16 protein-coding genes are annotated in these 16922 nt (G+C 76.7%); 6 read left to right on the top strand and 10 right to left on the bottom strand.

The genetic code is table 11. From position 1 onward, the window contains the following. Window positions 1-97 precede the first annotated feature (97 nt). The 5 genes from leuA to ACUN9U_RS10660 all read right to left on the bottom strand — a co-directional run bounded on the left by leuA (window position 98) and on the right by ACUN9U_RS10660 (window position 6113). Window positions 98-1870, bottom strand: coding sequence for a 2-isopropylmalate synthase (leuA, locus tag ACUN9U_RS10680; protein ID WP_445484950.1), 1773 nt, complete (start codon window positions 1868-1870; stop codon window positions 98-100). Between the two features lie 218 nt (window positions 1871-2088). Continuing rightward, complete coding sequence (gene era, locus ACUN9U_RS10675) at window positions 2089-3054, bottom strand: GTPase Era (RefSeq protein ID WP_445484949.1); 966 nt, start codon at window positions 3052-3054, stop codon at window positions 2089-2091. Continuing rightward, window positions 3044-4525: a hemolysin family protein gene (locus tag ACUN9U_RS10670; protein ID WP_445484948.1), complete on the bottom strand. Its 1482-nt coding sequence runs from the start codon at window positions 4523-4525 to the stop codon at window positions 3044-3046. Before ACUN9U_RS10670 ends, era begins: the two co-directional genes overlap by 11 nt. An 18-nt stretch (window positions 4526-4543) precedes the next feature. Further along, window positions 4544-5035, bottom strand: a complete 492-nt coding sequence (gene ybeY / locus ACUN9U_RS10665; RefSeq protein WP_445484947.1) for an rRNA maturation RNase YbeY — start codon at window positions 5033-5035, stop codon at window positions 4544-4546. A 7-nt stretch (window positions 5036-5042) separates the two neighbouring features. Then, complete coding sequence (locus tag ACUN9U_RS10660; protein WP_445484946.1) at window positions 5043-6113, bottom strand: PhoH family protein; 1071 nt, start codon at window positions 6111-6113, stop codon at window positions 5043-5045. A gap of 303 nt (window positions 6114-6416) precedes the next feature. Between ACUN9U_RS10660 and ACUN9U_RS10655 the strand changes: the two genes are divergently transcribed. Then, on the top strand, window positions 6417-8309 hold the full coding sequence (locus tag ACUN9U_RS10655) for a glycoside hydrolase family 15 protein (protein ID WP_445484945.1): 1893 nt from the start codon (window positions 6417-6419) through the stop codon (window positions 8307-8309). Between the two features lie 24 nt (window positions 8310-8333). On the opposite strand, the gene ACUN9U_RS10650 is transcribed toward ACUN9U_RS10655, so the two are convergent. Continuing rightward, window positions 8334-8681 carry an HIT domain-containing protein gene (locus ACUN9U_RS10650; RefSeq protein WP_445484944.1) on the bottom strand — a complete coding sequence of 116 codons (348 nt, stop codon included), beginning with the start codon at window positions 8679-8681 and terminating at the stop codon, window positions 8334-8336. Between the two features lie 113 nt (window positions 8682-8794). Between ACUN9U_RS10650 and ACUN9U_RS10645 the strand changes: the two genes are divergently transcribed. Continuing rightward, the gene (locus tag ACUN9U_RS10645; RefSeq protein ID WP_445484943.1) at window positions 8795-9373 is read left to right on the top strand and encodes a Gmad2 immunoglobulin-like domain-containing protein; all 579 of its coding nucleotides are present in this window, start codon (window positions 8795-8797) and stop codon (window positions 9371-9373) included. 60 nt (window positions 9374-9433) lie between these two features. Here the strand turns inward: ACUN9U_RS10645 and dnaJ are convergent, their stop codons facing one another. Both dnaJ and hrcA read right to left on the bottom strand, forming a co-directional pair. Then, on the bottom strand, window positions 9434-10570 hold the full coding sequence (gene dnaJ / locus ACUN9U_RS10640) for a molecular chaperone DnaJ (protein WP_445484941.1): 1137 nt from the start codon (window positions 10568-10570) through the stop codon (window positions 9434-9436). An 88-nt stretch (window positions 10571-10658) separates the two neighbouring features. Further along, the gene (hrcA, locus tag ACUN9U_RS10635; protein ID WP_445484940.1) at window positions 10659-11708 is read right to left on the bottom strand and encodes a heat-inducible transcriptional repressor HrcA; all 1050 of its coding nucleotides are present in this window, start codon (window positions 11706-11708) and stop codon (window positions 10659-10661) included. Between the two features lie 243 nt (window positions 11709-11951). Here hrcA and ACUN9U_RS10630 point away from each other — a divergent pair, with 243 nt between their 5' ends. Both ACUN9U_RS10630 and ACUN9U_RS10625 read left to right on the top strand, forming a co-directional pair. Beyond that, window positions 11952-12845 carry a DUF3097 family protein gene (locus ACUN9U_RS10630; RefSeq protein ID WP_445485054.1) on the top strand — a complete coding sequence of 298 codons (894 nt, stop codon included), beginning with the start codon at window positions 11952-11954 and terminating at the stop codon, window positions 12843-12845. A gap of 124 nt (window positions 12846-12969) precedes the next feature. Next, the gene (locus ACUN9U_RS10625; protein WP_445484939.1) at window positions 12970-13629 is read left to right on the top strand and encodes a DUF4870 domain-containing protein; all 660 of its coding nucleotides are present in this window, start codon (window positions 12970-12972) and stop codon (window positions 13627-13629) included. Here the strand turns inward: ACUN9U_RS10625 and hemW are convergent. Continuing rightward, window positions 13607-14944, bottom strand: coding sequence for a radical SAM family heme chaperone HemW (gene hemW / locus ACUN9U_RS10620; RefSeq protein ID WP_445484938.1), 1338 nt, complete (start codon window positions 14942-14944; stop codon window positions 13607-13609). The two genes, ACUN9U_RS10625 and hemW, sit on opposite strands and share 23 nt — an antisense overlap. 74 nt (window positions 14945-15018) lie before the next feature. Here hemW and ACUN9U_RS10615 point away from each other — a divergent pair, with 74 nt between their 5' ends. Further along, on the top strand, window positions 15019-15606 hold the full coding sequence (locus ACUN9U_RS10615; RefSeq protein WP_445484937.1) for a GNAT family N-acetyltransferase: 588 nt from the start codon (window positions 15019-15021) through the stop codon (window positions 15604-15606). A gap of 13 nt (window positions 15607-15619) precedes the next feature. On the opposite strand, the gene ACUN9U_RS10610 is transcribed toward ACUN9U_RS10615, so the two are convergent. Then, the gene (locus ACUN9U_RS10610; protein ID WP_445484936.1) at window positions 15620-16267 is read right to left on the bottom strand and encodes an MOSC domain-containing protein; all 648 of its coding nucleotides are present in this window, start codon (window positions 16265-16267) and stop codon (window positions 15620-15622) included. Window positions 16268-16399: 132 nt separating this feature from the next. Between ACUN9U_RS10610 and ACUN9U_RS10605 the strand changes: the two genes are divergently transcribed. After that, entirely contained in the window at window positions 16400-16921 is a 522-nt protein-coding gene (locus tag ACUN9U_RS10605) for a GNAT family N-acetyltransferase (protein WP_445484935.1), read from the top strand. Window position 16922: the final 1 nt, after the last annotated feature.

Genomic DNA, 16922 nt, shown 5'->3' with positions numbered 1-16922 from the left:
CCGGGCGTGCGCCCCCGCACCCGCCCTGTGGCGCCATCGGCAGGTGGCCACCTCGCCTTGAGGTGCGGTGGCCACCTGCCGGGAGCAGCGGCTCCGCTCAGCCGCGCGCGGCCCTGTTGACCGCCGAGACGACGGCCTTGAGCGAGGCGACCGTGGTGTTCGCGTCGATGCCGACGCCCCACAGGACTCGGCCGCCGACCTCGCACTCGACGTAGGCGGCGGCGGTCGCGTCGCCGCCGGCGCCGAGGGCGTGCTCGACGTAGTCGCGCACGGCCACCGCGGTGCCCTGCTGGGCCAGCGCGGCCACGAAGGCGGAGATGGGGCCGTTGCCGGCGCCGGTGGCGGTGCGCGGCTCGCCGTCGACGAGGAGGTCCACCTCGATGCTGTCCACGCCCCCCGCACCGCCGGCACCGGTGGTCGAGGAGTCGGTGCGCAGCCCGCGCAGGGCGTAGCGGCCCCAGGCGGGGGTGCTCGCGCCGCGGGCGGAGTGGTCGGCCGCGGGCAGGTACTCGTCGGCGAAGACCTCCCACAGCTGGGCGGCGGTCACCTCACCGCCCTGGGCGTCGGTGCGGGCCTGCACCACCTGGGAGAACTCCACCTGCAGGCGGCGAGGCAGGTCCAGGGAGTGCTCGGTGCGCATGAGGTAGGCCACGCCGCCCTTGCCCGACTGGCTGTTGACGCGGATCACGGCCTCGTAGGAGCGGCCCACGTCGCGCGGGTCGATGGGCAGGTACGGGACCGCCCACTCGGCGTCGCCGACGGCGACGCCGGCGGCCGCCGACCGCTCGGCCATCTTGTCGAAGCCCTTCTTGATGGCGTCCTGGTGGGAGCCGGAGAAGGCGGTGTAGACGAGGTCGCCGGCGTAGGGGTGGCGCTCGTGCACGGCGATCTGGTTGCAGTGCTCGGCGGCGCGGCGCACCGCGTCGACGTCGCGGTAGTCGACCTGGGGGTCCACGCCCTGGACCACCAGGTTGAGGGCGAGGGTCACCAGGTCGACGTTGCCCGTGCGCTCGCCGTTGCCGAACAGGCAGCCCTCGACGCGGTCGGCGCCGGCCTTCAGCCCCAGCTCGGCGGCGGCCACGGCGGTGCCGCGGTCGTTGTGGGGGTGCAGCGAGACGATGACCTCGTCGCGGCGGCGCAGGTTGCGGATCATCCACTCGATGGAGTCGGCGTACAGGTCCGGGGTGCTCATCTCCACCGTGGAGGGCAGGTTGACGATGACCTTGCGCTCCGGTGTGGGGTCGAAGACGTCGATGACCTCGTTGCAGATGCGCGCGGCGAAGTCGAGCTCGGTGCCGGTGTAGCTCTCCGGGGAGTACTCGTAGAACACCTCGGTCTCGGCCCCCGTGCTGTGGAGGACCTCCTCGTACTTCTTGCACAGCCGCGCCCCCTGCAGGGCCAGGTCGACGATGCCGTCGCGGTCCATGCCGAACACCACGTCGCGCTGCAGCGCCGAGGTGGAGTTGTACAGGTGCACGATGGCGGTCTTCGCGCCCCGGACCGCCTCGTAGGTGCGCTCGATGAGGTGCTCGCGCGCCTGGGTGAGGACCTGGATGGTGACGTCGTCGGGGATGCGGCCGGTCTCGACGAGGAAGCGCACGAAGTCGAAGTCCGTCTGGGAGGCCGAGGGGAAGCCGACCTCGATCTCCTTGTACCCCAGGGAGACCAGCAGGTCCCACATCCGCAGCTTGCGGTCGTGGCCCATGGGGTCGATGAGGGCCTGGTTGCCGTCGCGCAGGTCGACGGCGCACCAGCGCGGGGCGGCCTCGATGCGCCGCCCGGGCCAGGTCCGGTCGGGCAGGTCGACGCCGAAGGCGAAGGGCGGGTAGCGGTGGACGGCCATCGGGGACGGCTGCTGGGTGCTGCGCATGGCTGGATCTCCTGGGGTCCGGGCTGCGACGAGCAGCCCCGTGGGGCGGCCGGCAGGACGGGACTCCGCGACGAGGGAGCCGACCTAGGGCTGCGAGACCTCGTCGCGGCAGCCGAGGAGGAGGCTCACCGCGAACATCACCGCCAACCTACCCCTCGGCGACCCCGGCGGGCCACCCGCTGCGCCGGGCGCCCGGCCCTCGGGCCCCGGGGTCCGGCTCAGAAGCCCAGGCGCGCCAGCTGCCGGGGGTCGCGCTGCCAGTCCTTGGCCACCTTGACCCGCAGGTCGAGGTGCACCCGGGTGCCCAGCAGCGCCTCGATGCCCGCGCGGGCCGTGGTGCCGACCTCCTTGAGGCGCGCCCCGCCGCGGCCGATGACGATGCCCTTCTGGCTGTCGCGCTCGACGTAGAGCAGCACGTGCACCTCGAGCAGGCCCGTGGGCTCGCCGTCCTCGCCCAGGCGCGGGGCCATCTCGTCGACGACGACGGCCAGGCTGTGGGGCAGCTCGTCGCGCACGCCCTCCAGGGCCGCCTCGCGCACCAGCTCGGCGACCATGACGGCCTCCGGCTCGTCGGTGAGCTCGCCCTCGGGGTACAGCGGCGGCCCGGGGGGCAGGTGGGAGGCGAGGACCTCGGTGACGGCGCCGACCTGGAAGTCGCCGGTCGCCGAGACCGGCACGACGTCGGCGAAGGGCCGGTGGCCCTCCTCCTCGCCGAGGGCGGCGACCTCCACGAGCCGCTCCGCCAGGCGCGCCCGGTCGACCTTGTCGGTCTTGGTGACGACGGCGACGACGGGCGTGCGGCGCACCTCGGCCAGCTGCGCGGCGATCCAGCGGTCGCCCGGGCCGGTGCGCTCGTCGGCGGGCAGGCAGAAGGCGATGACGTCGACCTCGGCGAGCGTGGCGAGCACGAGGTCGTTGAGCCGCTGGCCCAGCAGCGTGCGGGGACGGTGCAGCCCGGGGGTGTCGACCAGCACGAGCTGGGCACCCGGCCGGTGCACCACGCCGCGCACCGTGTGCCGCGTGGTCTGCGGCCGCGAGGAGGTGATCGCGACCTTCTCCCCGACCAGGGCGTTGGTCAGCGTGGACTTGCCGGCGTTCGGCCGCCCCACCAGGCACGCGAAGCCCGAGCGGTGGTCCTGCCCCGCACCCGCCGCACCGGCGCCTGCGCCGCTCTCAGGACTCACCGCTGACCAGCTCCTGCTCCTGCTGCTGCTCCGGGGCGCGCTCGCGCCCCTCCTCCTGCTGCCGGCGCTCGCGCTCCTCGCGCTCCTCGCGCTCGCGCTCCTTGCGCTCGCGCTTCTCCCGCTTGCGCTCGGCCTTGTCCTGCTGCTCCCGGGCGCGCTCGTCGCGCTCGGCGTCCTCCTCGTGGTCGGCCTCGGGCTCCTCGGCGCGGTGGACCACGACGGTGACGATGCGGTGCCCGTCGACCTCCTCGGCGAGCAGGTGCAGCCCGGCGACCTCCACCTCGTCGCCGGCCACCGGCACGGTGCCCAGGGCCTTGGCCAGCAGGCCGCCGGTGGAGTCGACCTCGTCCTCCTCGACCTCCAGGCCGAAGAGGTCTCCGAGGTCCTCCACGTGCAGGCGCGCGCTCACCAGGAAGCCGCCGTCCTCCAGGGGCACCACGTCGGGGGTCTCGGTGTCGGTCTCGTCGGTGATCTCCCCGACGATCTCCTCCAGCAGGTCCTCCAGCGTCACCAGCCCCGCCACCCCGCCGTACTCGTCGATGACGAGGGCCAGGTGCAGGGAGGCGCCCTGCATCTCGCGCAGCAGGGCGTCGACCTGCTTGGTCTCGGGCACGAAGACGGGCCGCCGGGCCAGGTCGCGGGCCCGGGCGGTCGCCCCCCGGCGCCGGACCGGCCCGGCGTGCAGCACCCTGACGACGTCCTTGAGGTGCAGCACCCCCAGCACGTCGTCGACGGTGGAGCCGACCACCGGCAGGCGCGAGTGCCCGGAGGCCAGGAAGAGGTCGAGCGCCTCCCCCGGGGCGGTGTCCTCGGCGATGGTGACCATGTCGGTGCGCGGGCTCATGACCTCGCGCACGATGGTGTCGCCCAGCTCGAAGACCGAGTGGATCATCTCGCGCTCGCCGGCCTCGATGATCGCGGACTCGCTCGCCCGGTCGACCAGCTCGCGCAGCTCGCCCTCGGTGGAGAACGGGCCGTCGCGGTAGCCGCGCCCGGGCGTCACGGCGTTGGCCAGCGCCACCAGGCCGCGGGCCAGCGGGCCGAGCACCCGGGTCAGCGCGCGCAGCTGGCCCGCGGAGCGCAGCGCGATGCGCTCGGGGGCCTGCCGCCCGACGGTGCGCGGGCTCACCCCGAGCAGGGTGAAGACCGCCGCGCCCATGACGACGGCGGTGACCAGCGCGGCCCACCACTGGGAGAAGAGGGCCGCCGAGGCCAGCGCGGCGCAGACGGTGGCCAGCGCCTCCAGCGAGACGCGCACCAGGGTGGCCACCGACAGCGCGGGCACCGGGTCGGCCACCAGCGCCACCACCGCGGGCGCACCGCGGCGGCCCTCGGCGGCCAGGCGCTGCGCCTCCGCCCGGGTCAGGCGGGAGACCGCCGCCTCGGCGGCGGCCAGGTACCCGGCCACGACGAGCCCGACCACCGCCGCCACCGCCAGCCAGGGCAGGGAGGCGTCGGGGACGGGGGTCACGGCCGCCTCACGAGCCGGTCACGAGCGCTGGGGGCGGCGCGACAGGAACGTCAGCAGCAGCCGGCGCTGCAGCGCGAACATCTCGCGCTCCTCGTCGGGCTCGGCGTGGTCGAAGCCGAGCAGGTGCAGGCAGCCGTGGGTGACGAGCAGCAGCACCTCCTCGGCGGTGGAGTGACCGGACTCGCGCGCCTGCCGCGCGGCGACCTCGGGGCACACCACGACGTCGCCGAGCAGCCCGGGCGGGCTGGGCTCGTCCTCGCTGCCCGGGCGCAGCTCGTCCATGGGGAAGCTCAGGACGTCGGTGGGCCCCGGCTCGTCCATCCACTGCTCGTGCAGCGCGGTCATCGCGGTGGTGTCGACGAGGATCACGGACAGGTCCGCCGCGGGGTGCACGTGCATCTCGGACAGCACGAAGCGGGCGAGCTCGGAGACCTCGTCGACCGACACCCCCGGACTGCCGGCGCCGGCGGGGTCGGTGAAGCCGGACTCGTCGACGACCTCCACGCTCACCGGGCGCTCACCGCCGCCGCCCCTGCTGGCCGCGCGGCGCGGCCGCGGGCTGCTGGTGGGCCTCGTCCCAGCGCCCGTAGGCGTCGACGATCTCCCCGACCAGCCGGTGGCGGACCACGTCGAGGCTGGTCAGGCGGGAGAAGTGGATGTCCTCGATGCCCGACAGGATCGACTCGACCACCCGCAGGCCGGACTGGGTGCCCGCGGGCAGGTCGACCTGGGTGGAGTCACCGGTGATGACCATCTTGGAGTCGAAGCCCAGGCGGGTGAGGAACATCTTCATCTGCTCGGGGGAGGTGTTCTGCGCCTCGTCGAGGACGACGAAGGAGTCGTTGAGCGACCTGCCGCGCATGAACGCCAGCGGCGCCACCTCGATGGTCCCGGCGGCCATGAGCCGCGGGATGGAGTCGGGGTCGAGCATGTCGTGCAGGGCGTCGTACAGCGGCCGCAGGTACGGGTCGATCTTGTCCGTGAGCGACCCGGGCAGGAACCCCAGCCGCTCCCCCGCCTCCACGGCGGGGCGGGTCAGGATGATCCGGTTGACCTGCTTGGCCTGCAGCGCCTGCACCGCCTTGGCCATGGCCAGGTACGTCTTGCCGGTGCCGGCGGGGCCGATGCCGAAGACGATGGTGTGGCTGTCGATGGCGTCGACGTAGCGCTTCTGCCCGAGGGTCTTGGGGCGGATGGAGCGCCCCCGCCCGGACAGGATGTTCATGGTCAGCACGTCGGCGGGGCGCTCGGCGGTCTGGGCGCGCAGCATCCCCAGCGAGCGCTCCACGGCGTCGCCGGTGAGCTGCTGGCCGGTGCGGACGACGGCGGTCATCTCGTCGAGCAGCCGCTCGACCAGGGCGACGTCGGCGGAGCCGCCGGTGACGGTGACCTCGTTGCCGCGGACGTGGACGTCGGCGCGGGGGAAGGCCCGCTCGACGGTCCGCAGCAGCTCGTCTCGGGTGCCGAGCAGGGCCACCATCGGCACCTCCGGGGGCACGACGATGGTGTGGACGACGGCGGGCTGGCTGCTCGCGGGGCGCGCGCCCGGGGCGGACGCGGGGCCGGCGGGCGGTGTGGAGTCGGGCATGGGAGGGGCGGGGCGCCCCGGTCTCCTGCGGGCCGGGCCCCTGACCGGGGCCGATCGGGGTCAAGACTACCGCCGGGGGCCGACAGCGCCGGGTGCGCGCGCCCGGCGACGCCGGTGCCCGGCGCCCGCGAGGCGCGTCGGGCGCGACGCACCTAGCGTCGGGGCATCGACACCGACGGCACCCCCGAGTCCCCCCGCCGCCCCGACGGGCCGGTCCGCCGGCCGTCCCTGCTCACGGCGGCCGCACCGACCGCGGCACCCGCCCTGCGCTGGACCGGGGGCTCGGCTCCCGGCCCCGCCGGTGTGGCCGAGCGCGACGGCGGCGGCTGGGCCGACCTGCGCACCTACGCCGCCGTCGGGGACGGCCGGACGGTGGCGCTGGTGGCCCGCGACGGCCGCATCGACTGGCTGCCCCTGCCCGACCTGGACTCCACCCCGCCCTTCGCGGCCCTCCTCGACCCGGACGACGGCGGGTGCGTGGAGCTGGCGCCGGTGGAGCCGTTCGAGCTCGAGCGCGAGCACGTCCCGCACACCAACGTGCTGGCCACCACCTACCGCACCGCCAGCGGCGCGGTGCGGGTCACCGACGCCCTCAGCACCGGCGTCGCCGGTCGCCTGCCCTGGGCCGAGCTCGGCCGCCGCGTGGAGGGCCTGGAGGGCCGGGTGCGCCTGCGCGCGGTGGTGCGCCCCGGCACCTGCCTGGGGACCGCGGGCCCCTGGGTGGAGCGCTCGGCCGCCGGGACGCTGCTGCGCGTGGACGGGCTGACCATGGCCGTGGTCTGCGAGGTGCTCGACCCCGGTCCGGCCGGCACCGCCGCCGCGCGCGCGGAGCGCACCGACACCGAGCGGGAGGTGCGCGTGGAGCTCGACGTGCCCGCCGGCTCCCGGGTGGTGCTGGGGCTGGTGGCCACCTCGGCGGAGCCGCTGTGGATGCCCTCGGGCTCCGCGGTGGACGCCGGCATCGACAGGACGGCCGACAACTGGCGCACCTACTCCGCCAGCTTCGGCTGGGACGGCCCGTGGGAGGCGGCCGTGCGCCGCAGCGTGATGGTGCTCAAGCTGCTGCTGCACGCCCCCAGCGGCGCGGTGGCCGCGGCGGCGACCACCTCCCTGCCGGAGGACCCGGCGGGCGGCAAGTGCTGGGACTACCGCTTCGCGTGGGTGCGCGACTCCGCGTACGCCCTGGAGGCGATGATGCGCTTCGGGCTGCGGGAGGAGCCGCACGCCGCGGTGAGCTGGCTGCTGCGCACGATCCGCGAGCGCGGCACCGCCCCCGACGTCTTCTACGCCCTGTCCGGGCGCGTCCCCGACGACGGCGTGGAGGAGCTCGAGGCGCCCGGCTGGCGCGGCTCGGGCCCCGTGGTGCGCGGCAACGCCGCCTCCTCCCAGCTGCAGCTGGGCGTCTACGGCGACCTGTTCAGCATCCTGCGGCTCTACGTCGACGGGGGCGGGGCGCTGGACGCCGAGACCGGCCGGCTGCTGGCCTCCACCGCCGACGCGGCCTGCGACAGGTGGCGCCAGCCCGACGCCGGCATGTGGGAGCTGCACACCGCGCGGCACTACACGAGCAGCAAGATGGGCTGCTGGCAGGCCCTCACCCACGCCGTGCACCTCGCCGAGCTGGGCATGGTCCCCGGCGACCCGGCGCGCTGGCGCTCGGAGGCCGAGCTCATCCGCGACTGGGTGGCCGAGCGCTGCTGGTCGCAGGAGCTGGGGGCCTACACCTGGTACCCCGGCACGCAGGAGCTGGACGCGTCGGTGCTGCTGCACGCCGTCAGCGGCTTCGACAGGGGCCCGCGGATGAGCTCGACCCTGGACGCGCTGCGCCGGCAGCTGGGCAGCGGGCCGCACCTGCACCGCTACACCGGGGCGCAGCGGGAGGAGGGCGCCTTCGTGGCGTGCTCGTTCTGGATGGTCTCGGCGCTGCAGCTGTGCGGGCGCGGCGCCGAGGCGCGAGAGCTCATGGACGCCCTGGTCGAGGGCCCGGACACCGTGCTCAACGACGTCGGGGTGCTCGCCGAGATGGTCGACCCGGCCACCGGCCACTGGCTGGGCAACCTGCCGCAGGCGCTGAGCCACCTGGCGCTGGTCAACGCGGCCGTGACGGTGCACGAGCACCGCGACCGGCAGGACGGTGACCGGCAGGACGGCGACCGGCAGGACGACGGCGACCGGCGCGGCGGCGGCGACCGCTGACCCGGCGGGCGGCCCCGGCCGGCCTCAGCCGGGCGGCCAGCTCATCGGCCGCCCGGCGAGCACGTGCCCGTGCACGTGGAAGACGCTCTGGCCGACGCCGGCGCCGGTGTTGAAGACCAGGCGGAACTGGCCGTCGCCCAGCTCGGCGGCCACCCGCCCGCCCGTGGCGACCAGCTCGGCGAGCAGCGGTGGGTCGGCCGCCGCCAGCGCGGGGGCGTCGCGGTGGTGGTCGACCGGCACCACGAGCACGTGCAGCGGCGCCTGCGGGTCGAGGTCGCGGAAGGCGACGACGCGGTCCGTGCGCGCGACCACGGTGGCCGGCACGTCGCCGGCGGCGATGCGGCAGAAGACGCAGTCGGGGTCCTGGGGCACGCCGCGACGGTACCCACCGCGCCGCCGCCGGGGCGAGCGCTCGGCCGACGGCCCGGCGGACGGCTCGGCGCGTTCGCCCCCGCCGGCACCGCCGGGGGCGGTATCAACGAGGCATGCCAGCCCAGCCCCGACCCCGGCGTGCGCGCCGCACCACCGCCGGCGCGGCCGCCCCCTCCGCTGCCCTGGTCCTGCTGCTGCTGACCGGGTGCGGCCAGCAGGCGTCGCCGCAGACGGAGCCCGTCGGCGGCGAGGCCAGCGGCTCGTCCTCCGCGTCGGCCCCGCCGTCGTCGTCCTCCGCCACCTCCGCGGGCAGCGCGGCGTCCACGGCCGGCACCACCGCCGCCGCCGCGCCCGGCCCGGCGGCCACGGGCACCGGCCTGTCCTCGTCCGTGGTCATCACCGCCCCCGTCGAGGGCGAGCGGCTCCCGGCGGGGCCGATGGGGGTGGTGGGGCGCGGCACCGCCTTCGAGGGCACCCTGCTGTTCCGCATCACCCAGGCCGACGGCACGGTCCTCACCGACGGCTACACCGACGCCGGCGCGAACGGCGAGGTCGGGGAGTTCACCATCCCGCAGACCGTGCAGGCGGGCACCTGCACCCCGTGCACCGCCGAGGTGTGGGCGCCCGACGAGTCCGGGGGCGAGGGGCAGCTCGAGGAGGGTCCCGCCAGGGTCACCTTCTACGTCGACTGACCCCGCAGGTGACCTGCCCGAGCCGGGGGCCCGGCCGGTGGCCCGGCCGGGCGGCGCGCCTCAGCGGCCGGAGAAGCCCCGCTTGAGGCGGGAGAAGACCCCTCCGGAGGCCGGTGAGAGCCGGCCCTCGGGCCGCTCCTCGCCGCGCAGGCGGGCCAGCTGGCGCAGCAGGTCGGCCTGCTCCTCGTCGAGGCCGCGGGGCACCTGCACGTCGATGTGGACGTGAAGGTCACCGCGGCCGCCGGAGCGCAGCCGCGCGGCGCCCAGGCCGCGCAGGGTGACCACCTCGGCCGGCTGCGTGCCGGGGCGCACCTCCACCTCGCGCGGGCCGTCGAGGGTCTCCATCTCCAGCACCGTGCCCAGGGCGGCGGCGGTCACCGGCACCGGCAGGGTGGCGTGCAGGTCCTCCCCGCGGCGGGTGAACAGGTCGTGGGGGCGCTGGACCACCTCGACGTAGAGGTCGCCGGCCGGACCACCGCCGGGGCCGACCTCGCCCTGCCCGGAGAGCTGGATGCGGGTGCCGGTGTCCACCCCGGCGGGCACGCGGATGGTCAGGGTGCGCCGGCGGCGCACCCGGCCGTCGCCGGCGCACTCGTTGCAGGGGTCGGGGATGGTGGTGCCGTAGCCGCCGCACGCGGGGCACGGGGAGGTGGTGAGCACCTGGCCGAGCAGCGAGCGGGCGGCGCGCTGCACCTGGCCCTGCCCGTGGCAGACGTCGCAGGTGCGCACCTGGGTGCCCGGCTGCGCGCAGTTCCCGTCGCAGGTGGGGCAGACCACGGCGGTGTCCACGGTGATCTCCCGCTCGGCGCCGAACACGGCCTCGGCCAGGTCGACCTCGAGGCGGATCAGCGCGTCCTGGCCGGGCTGGGCCCTCGAGACCGGGCCGCGCGCCGCGCCGCCGCCCCCGCCGAAGAAGGTGCCGAACAGGTCGCCGAGGTCGAAGGGCTGGCCCTGGGCGCCGAACCCGCCGCCGCCGAAGCCGCCGGGCCCGCCGGAGCTGCCCGTCGCGTCGTACACCCGCCGCTTGTCGGGGTTGCTCAGCACCTCGTACGCGGCCGAGACCTCCTTGAACCGCTCGCCGGCGTCGGGGTTGACGTCGGGGTGCAGCTGGCGGGCGAGCTTGCGGTAGGCCTTCTTGACGTCCTCGGTGCTCGCGTCGCGGGGCACGCCGAGGGCGGCGTAGTGGTCGGTCGGCACGGTCAGACGCTCCTGAGGAGTCGGGGGGTCCGTCGGGGCGGGCCCGCGGACGGAGGTGCGGACGGGAGGGCGCGGGCAGCCGGGCGGCTCACCGCGCCAGGACCTTGCTGAGGTAGCGGGCGACGGCGCGGACGGCGGCGATCGAGGTGGGGTAGTCCATGCGCGTCGGACCCAGGATGCCCAGGCGGGCCACCACCTCGCCGCCCGAGCCGTAGCCGGAGGCGACCACGGCCGCGTCGGACAGGCCGCTGTGCACGATCTCCCGCCCGATCCGCACCGAGACGCCGCTGGCTGGGTCGTCCGCCATCTCGGCGAGCAGGCGCAGCACCACCACCTGCTCCTCGATCGCCTCCAGGACCGGGGCGACCGAGGCCGAGAAGCCGCCCGCGCCGCGCACGAGGTTGGCGGTGCCGGCCAGCACCATGCGCTCGTCGCGGGTGGCGTCCAGGGCGGAGCGCAGCGCAGCCGCCACCGCGGCCGCCGCGGCGGCGTCCTCGGGCCGGGCCGCGGACACGGTGGCGACCACGCCGTCCAGGGCGGCCACCGCCTCGTCGGCGCGGCGGCTGGCGGTGGCCGCGCCGAAGCGGCCCCGCAGCTCGCTGACCAGGTCCGCGGCCACCTCGGGGGCCTCCGGCGGCACCTCCACCGAGCGCTGCTCCACCCGTCCGCTGTCGGTGATGAGCACCAGCACCAGCCGTCGCGGCGCCAGCTGCACCAGCTCGACGTGGCGCACGCGGGCGCGCGCCAGGGAGGGGTACTGGATGACGGCGACCTGGTGGGTCAGCTGCGCCAGGGCGCGCACGGTGCGCTCGAGCACGTCGTCGAGGTCGACCGGCTGGCCGCCCTCGCCGAGGAGCCTGTCGATGGCCCGCCGCTCCGCCGGTGAGAGCGGGCGCACGGCCGGCAGCCCGTCGACGAAGGCGCGGTAGCCCTTGTCGGTGGGCACCCGGCCGGCGCTGGTGTGGGGCTGGGCGATCAGCCCCTCCTCCTCCAGCGCTGCCATGTCGTTGCGGATGGTGGCCGGCGAGACGCCCAGGGCGTGCCGCTCGACCAGGGCCTTGGAGCCGACCGGCTCCCGCGTGGCGACGTAGTCCTCCACGATCGCGCGCAGGACGGCGAGGCGCCGGGGCTCGGTCACGGTGCGTCCTCCCTGCTCGTCGGTGGTGCGTCGTGGCGCGAGGCGGCGCGGCGGCCTGGTGCGCCTGGCACTCACGGGTGCGGAGTGCCAATCCTACGCCGTCGGGCAGCGGCCGCAGGTAGCGTCGCGCGGGTGCCGACCCCCCCGACGCCCCCGCGCCGGCGCGCCCCGTCCCCCGCTCCCTCCCCGGGCGCGCCGGCGAGCTCCGGGCCGCTGTACGGCGGGTGGGGTGCCCGCGAGCCGCTGCGCCGCGGCGACACCGTCACCGACCCGGCCAGCGGGCGTCGCCGCGCCCGCACCGCCAGCCGCGAGGTCCCCGCAGCCCCGGGCCTGGTGGTGGAGGACGTCGAGACCGGGTGGAGCGGGGCCGTCGTGCGGGTGGAGAAGGCCGGCGGCGTGCGCGTCGTCGTCCTGGAGGACTGGAAGGGCCGCACCCGCAGCTTCCCCCTCGGCGCCGGGTTCCTCGAGGAGGGCCGGCCGGTGGTGCTGGTGCCGCCGGTGGCCCCGCCCCCGGCCGCCCGCACCGCCTCGGGGGCCGCGCCGCTGCGCCCGGGCCGCACCGCCAGCGGCTCCTTCGCCGTCGAGGGCGCCCGCGCTCGCGTGGCGCGGGGGTCGCGGATCTGGGTGGAGGGCAAGCACGACGCCGAGCTGGTCGAGAAGGTCTGGGGCGACGACCTGCGCGTCGAGGGCGTGGTGGTGGAGGGCCTGCAGGGCGTGGACCACCTGGCCGCCGCCGTCGCGGAGTTCCGTCCCGGGCCCGGCCGGCGGGTCGGGGTGCTCGTGGACCACCTCGTGACGGGGTCCAAGGAGACGCGGCTCGTGGCCGAGGCGCTGCGCGCCGCCCCGGGCGCCGCCGAGCACGTGCTGGTGGTCGGGCACCCCTACGTCGACGTCTGGCAGGCCGTGCGGCCCGCGCGCCTGGGCCTGGGCGCGTGGCCGGTGGTCCCCCGCGGGCGGCCGTGGAAGGAGGGCGTCCTGGAGGCCCTGGGCTGGCCGCGCGAGACCCCCGCCGACCTCGCCCGCGGCTGGCAGCGGGTGCTGGCCAGCGTCCGCACGATCGCCGACCTGGAGCCGACGCTGTCGGGCCGGGTGGAGGAGCTCATCGACTTCGTCACCGGCGACCAGCTCGACCGCTGAGCGCCCGTGGGGCGACGACGGCGGGGAGCGGGTCCGTCCGGGCGTGTGGCGCTGGTGCGGGGGGCTCGTTTCCGAGACGCTGGTGGCGGGCCCCCGGACCCGCCCCGGGCCCCGAGGAGGAGAAGTGTCCGAGCAGCCCGGTCGGCCGTCCGACCAGACCGACCCGCAGTCCGGGGAGGTGCCCCCGCCCCAGTACGGCCAGTACGGCCGCGGTTACGGCGAGCAGGCCTCCGGGAGCGAGCAGGCGCCGCACCAGCAGGGCAGCGGCCAGCAGGGGTACGCCCAGCAGCCGCCGTACCAGCAGGGGTACGCCCAGCAGCCGCCGTACCAGCAGGGGTACGCCCAGCAGCCGCCGTACCAGCAGGGCTACGGCCAGCAGGGCTACGGCCAGCAGCCGTACCAGCAGGGCTACCAGCCCGCCTACCAGCAGGGCGCGGAGATGACCCCGCAGGACCAGCGCCTGTGGGCCTGCCTGTCCCACGTCTCCGCCATCGCCAGCTCCCTCATCGGGCTGACCTTCGTCGGGCCGCTGGTGATCTACCTGGTCCTGCGCGAGCGCGGCCAGTTCGTCCGCAGCCAGTCGGCGGAGGCGCTGAACTTCCAGATCCTGGTGAACATCGTCGCGCTCGCCCTCGGCGTGGTGACCGTCGTCACGCTCGGCCTCGGGGCGCTGCTCTACGTGCCGCTGGGGCTGGTCGCGCTGGTCTTCGTCATCATCGCGGCCGTCAGGGCCAACCAGGGCGTCGACTACCGCTACCCGCTCAACTGGCGGCTCGTGAAGTGACCTCGGCGACGCCGTCGTCCTGGCCCTCCCAGCCGAGGAGGGCGCGGACGACGGCGTCGGCCAGCAGGCGCCCCCGCAGCGTCAGCCGCAGCCGCGGCTGGTCGCGGTCGGGGGTGCCGCCGCGTCCGGGGCGCACCGGGTCGGCCGGGTCGCCCGGGGGCGGCTCGAGCAGACCGTCGGCGACCAGGCGCGGCACCTGCGCGAGCCCCGCCGGCGGCACCAGGGAGGCGGGCAGCCCCTCGGCCAGGCGGACGCCGAGCAGCACCGCCTCCACGGAGCGCGCGTCGTCGTCGAGGACCTCCCGGCCCACCGCGGGGCTGGTGCCGGCGGCCAGGCGGCGCGCCCAGGCGGCGGGGTGCTTGGCGTTCCACCAGCGCACCCCGCCCACGTGGCTGTGGGCGCCGGGGCCGGCGCCCCACCAGTCCTGCCCGCGCCAGTAGGCGAGGTTGTGGCGGCAGGCGTCGGCGGGCGTGCGCGCCCAGTTGCTCACCTCGTACCAGCCGTAGCCGGCCTCGCGCAGCACGGCGTCGGCCAGCTCGTACTGGGCGGCCTCGTCGTCGGGGTCGGGCAGGGGGAGCTCCCCGCGGCGCACCCGCGCGGCCATCGCCGTCCCCTCCTCCACCACCAGGGCGTAGGCGGACAGGTGGTCCGGCTCGCAGGCCAGCGCCGCCTCCAGGCTGGTGCGCCAGTCGGCCAGGGACTCCCCCGGTGCGCCGTAGATGAGGTCCAGGCTGACGGCCAGGCCGGCCTCGCGCGCCCAGCGGACGGCCTGCGGCACGCGGGACGGGTCGTGGGTGCGCTCCAGGACGGCGAGCACGTGCGGCACCGCCGACTGCATCCCGAAGCTGACGCGCGTGTAGCCAGCGGCGGCGAGCTGCTCCAGGGAGGCGGGGGTGACCGAGTCGGGGTTGGCCTCGGTGGTGACCTCGGCGCCGGCGGCCAGGCCGAGGTGCTCGCGCACGGCGTCCAGGCCCCTGGCCAGGTCGGCGGCGGGCAGCAGCGTGGGGGTGCCGCCGCCGACGAAGACCGTGGACACCTCCCGGCGGGGCAGGCCGGAGGCCTCCAGCACGCGGGCCGCGAGCGCGACCTCCTCGACCAGCGCACCGGCGTAGCCGGCCTGGGAGGCGCCGGGCAGCTCCGGCGGGCCGAGCTCGGCGGCGGTGTAGGTGTTGAAGTCGCAGTAGCCGCAGCGGACGCGGCAGAACGGGACGTGCAGGTAGACGCCGAGGTCGCGGGCGCCGGCGCCGGCCTGCGCCGACGGTGGCAGGAGCCCGTCGGCGGGGGCGGGGTCGCCGTCGGGCAGGGCGGGGCTCATCGCCGTCCATGGTCGCACCCCCGCCGCGGGTGGGCGGAGCGCGAGCGGGCGGGTGGCGGTGCTGGGATGGGGACGTGGCTGGACGACGCGGTGCTGGACGACGCGGTGGGGCGCAGACCGGCGGGCCGCTGCCGCGCGTGAGGCTGGAGCCGCTGTCGGCGGCGAGCGACCCGCGGCTGCTCGCGGAGGTCCTGGCGCTGCGGCCCGGACCGGGCCAGGACCGGTACTGCCTGCCGGCCTCGCGCACCTACCCCCCGGCCAGCGCGGACGCGCTGCGGGTCCCCTTCGCCGTGCTCGCGGACCCGGACCCGGACCCGGGGACGGGCGGGGGTGGGCGGGTGGTCGGCTTCGGCACCCTGGACCGCCACGGCCAGCTCGAGCACCTGCTGGACGACCCCGGTCGGGGCCTGCTGCTGCGGGCCTTCTACGTCGGCCACGACCACCAGGGCCGGGGGTACGGGACGGCGGCGGCCCGCCAGGCGCGGGCGCTGGCGCACGCGCTGGAGCCGGAGGCCGAGCTGCTGGTGCTGTGCGTGCACGAGTCGAACGCCGCGGCGCGCACGGCGTACGCCCGGGCCGGCTTCGCGGACAGCGGCGCCCGGTGGCTGGCGCAGGCCGCCGACCCGCAGGTGGTCATGGTCGCGGCGCTGCAGCCGCGCTGACCGGGCGGGGCCGTCAGCGCCGGGCGACGACGACCAGGAGGTCGAGCAGGTCCGGGGCGAGGTCGAGCTCCCCGTCGGCCGCGCAGGCCAGCAGCGTGCGGGCGTCGGCGGGGTCGGCCTCGACCAGCCAGCGGGCCACGCCCACGCCGTGCCCGGGGCGCGACAGGACCTCCACGGCGTCTCCGGCGGCGACCGTGCCGGGCCGGACGACCCGCAGGTAGGCGCCCGGGGCGCCGGCGCGGGCGAACCGCCTGACCCACCGCTGCTCCCCCATGCGCCGCGCGAACGTCGCGCAGGGGGTGCGGGGCATCGTCACCTCCACCTCCAGGGCTGCCTCCCCGGAGCCGATGCGCCACCGCTCGCCGACCTCGGCGCCGTCGACGTCGACCCCGGCCGTGCGCAGGTTCTCCCCGAACAGCCCCGGCGGCACCTCGCGCCCCAGCTCGGTGGCCCACCGGTCGGCGGCCTCCTGGGCGTAGGCGTACAGCGCCTTGTCGCGTCCGCCGTGGTCGTACCTGTCGGCCTGGACGTCGCCGTGGGCGCCGAGCGCCAGCACCTTGACCGGACCCTGCACGGGGCGCTTGTCGATGGCCGTGACGCCCACGGTGCCGTCGTCGGGCAGCAGCTGGTGCACGCGGCAGACGGCGAGGAGGGTGCCCACAGGACCCGATCCTCCCCGGGCGGTGCGGCGAGCGGGCCCGACTTGTCGGAACTGCGCCACCACCCGTCGGAACCCGGGCCCGGTTCCGACACCTCGCGGCAGCGTTCCGACACCGCGGGGCAGGATGGCGGCGTGGCAGTGCGCCTCGTGGTGGTGGCACCCGACGACGGCGCGCTGCTGGCCGCGGCGTCCGGCCTGCAGACCAGCCCCGAGCAGCGCCGGTTCGCCCTCCCGCCGGCGGAGTCCTTCCCGCTGGCCCTCGCCGACCCGGCGCGCACGCCGTTCGTCGTGGTCGACGACGACGTCGTGGTCGGCGCCGGGGTGCTCCACGCCGGCGCGGCGGCCCGCGACGCCGACGCCGAGCTCGCCGGGCTGCTCACCGCCGCCGGCGAGGACCCGGCCGCCGCGGTGCTGCTGCGGTCCTTCGTCATCGGCGCGGGCCAGCAGGGCCGCGGCCTCGGGACCGCCGCTGCGCGCGCGGTCGTGGCGCTGGCGCCGGCCGTGGCGCCGGAGGCGCGCATCGTCGTCCTGACGGTCAACGAGCGCAACCACGCCGGCCTGCGCGCCTACGCGCGCGCCGGGTTCGCCGACGTCGGGAGGTACCTGGGCGGCGACGCCGGACCGCAGCGCGCGATGACCGCGCGCTGCGGCTGAC

It is taken from the genome of Quadrisphaera sp. KR29, assembly GCF_052644995.1.
The sequence above is the reverse complement of the archived record's forward strand: the minus strand, read 5'-3'. Positions and strand labels throughout refer to the sequence as shown.